1 protein-coding gene is annotated in these 1,885 nt (G+C 71.7%); it reads right to left on the bottom strand.

The window, feature by feature from the left end; translation table 11 throughout:
* Positions 1-72: 72 nt before the first annotated feature.
* Positions 73-1,782 (bottom strand): dihydroxy-acid dehydratase, encoded by a 1,710-nt coding sequence (gene ilvD, locus ACFWEJ_RS28585; RefSeq protein ID WP_377232537.1) that lies wholly within the window; start codon positions 1,780-1,782, stop codon positions 73-75.
* Positions 1,783-1,885: the final 103 nt, after the last annotated feature.

Below are 1,885 nucleotides of genomic sequence, written 5' to 3'. Positions count from 1 at the left end.
CCGCGGAGCCGCCGGGCGCCCACACCTGGTCCGACGCCGGCTATTTGAGCACGGCCCTATTCGAGCACGGCCTTATTCGAGCACGGCCCCCTTCGACGCCGACTGGACCAGCTTCGTGTACTTGGCGAGCACGCCCCGCTGGTACGAGTGCGGCAGCGGCGCCCAGCCGGCCGAGCGGGCCTCCAGCTCGGCCGGGTCGACCAGCAGGTCGAGGGTCTTGGAGGCCACGTCGAGGCGGATGCGGTCGCCGTCGCGCACGAAGGCGATGGGCCCGGCGTCCACGGCCTCGGGCGCGATGTGGCCCACGCACAGGCCGGTGGTGCCGCCGGAGAACCGGCCGTCGGTGATGAGCAGCACGTCCTTGCCGAGGCCCGCGCCCTTGATGGCGCCGGTGATGGCGAGCATCTCGCGCATGCCCGGTCCGCCCTTGGGGCCCTCGTAGCGGATGACGACGACGTCGCCGGCCTGGATCGTGCCGTCCTCCAGGGCGTCGAGCGCAGCCCGCTCGCGCTCGAACACACGCGCCGTGCCCTCGAAGACGTCGGAGTCGAAGCCGGCCGACTTCACGACGGCTCCCCCCGGAGCCAGCGACCCGTTCAGGATCGTGATGCCGCCCGTGCGGTGGATCGGGTTGTCCATCGCGCGCAGGATCTTGCCGTCCGGGTCGGGCGGCGCGATGTCGGCCAGGTTCTCGGCCATGGTGCGGCCCGTGACGGTCAGGGCGTCGCCGTGCAGCAGCCCGGCGTCGAGCAGCGCCTTCATCACCACGGGCACGCCGCCGATGCGGTCGACGTCGTTCATGACGTACTGCCCGAACGGCTTGAGGTCGCCCAGGTGCGGCACGCGGTCGGCGACGCGGGAGAAGTCGTCGAGGGTGAGCTCCACCTCGGCCTCGTGCGCGATGGCGAGCAGGTGCAGCACCGCGTTCGTGGAGCCGCCGAACGCCATGACGACGGCGATCGCGTTCTCGAACGCCTCCTTGGTCAGGATGTCGCGCGCCGTGATTCCCTTGCGCAGCAGGTTCACCACGGCCTCGCCGGAGCGGTGCGCCCACGTGTCGCGGCGGCGGTCGGCCGCCGGCGGCGCCGCGGAGCCGGGCAGCGACATGCCGAGCGCCTCGGCCGCCGACGCCATCGTGTTGGCCGTGTACATGCCGCCGCACGCGCCCTCGCCGGGGCAGATCGCGCGCTCGATGCGGTCGACGTCCTCCTGGCTCATCAGCCCGCGGGAGCACGCGCCGACCGCCTCGAAGGCGTCGATGATCGTGACCTGCTTCTCGGTGCCGTCGGTCAGCTTGACCCAGCCCGGCATGATCGAGCCGGCGTAGAGGAACACGCTGGACAGGTCCAGGCGGGCGGCGGCCATCAGCATGCCCGGCAGCGACTTGTCGCAGCCGGCGAGCAGCACCGAACCGTCCAGGCGCTCGGCCTGCATCACGGTCTCGACGGAGTCGGCGATCACCTCGCGGGACACGAGCGAGAAGTGCATGCCCTCGTGCCCCATCGAGATGCCGTCCGAGACGGAGATGGTGCCGAACTCCAGCGGGTACCCGCCCGCGGCGTGCACCCCCTCCTTGCTCGCCTTCGCGAGCCGGTCCAGCGAGAGGTTGCAGGGCGTGATCTCGTTCCAGGAGCTCGCGACGCCGATCTGCGGTTTGGCGAAGTCGTCGTCGCCCAGCCCGACGGCGCGGAGCATGCCGCGCGACGCGGTGGCCTCCAGGCCGTCGGTCACCTGTCGGGAGCGGGGCTTGACGTCGACCGGGGGGTTCTCGTCAGTGGTCATCCTGCATTGTGCCTCGCGGGGGCAGACCTTGCGCGAGCCAGCCGCACGCGGCTCGCGGGGCCGAGTCGACATCGGTCGGTTGTCTTGAGACCGGTCGGTCGAC

It is taken from the genome of Promicromonospora sp. NPDC060204 (assembly GCF_042728455.1).
Taxonomy (GTDB): domain Bacteria; phylum Actinomycetota; class Actinomycetes; order Actinomycetales; family Cellulomonadaceae; genus Promicromonospora.
This window is presented reverse-complemented; position numbering and strand designations above follow the sequence as displayed.

Bases quoted from the DNA above. Each gene is read 5' to 3' on its own strand.
- ilvD (WP_377232537.1), bottom strand. From the start codon at position 1,782: ATGACCACTGACGAGAACCCCCCGGTCGACGTCAAGCCCCGCTCCCGA.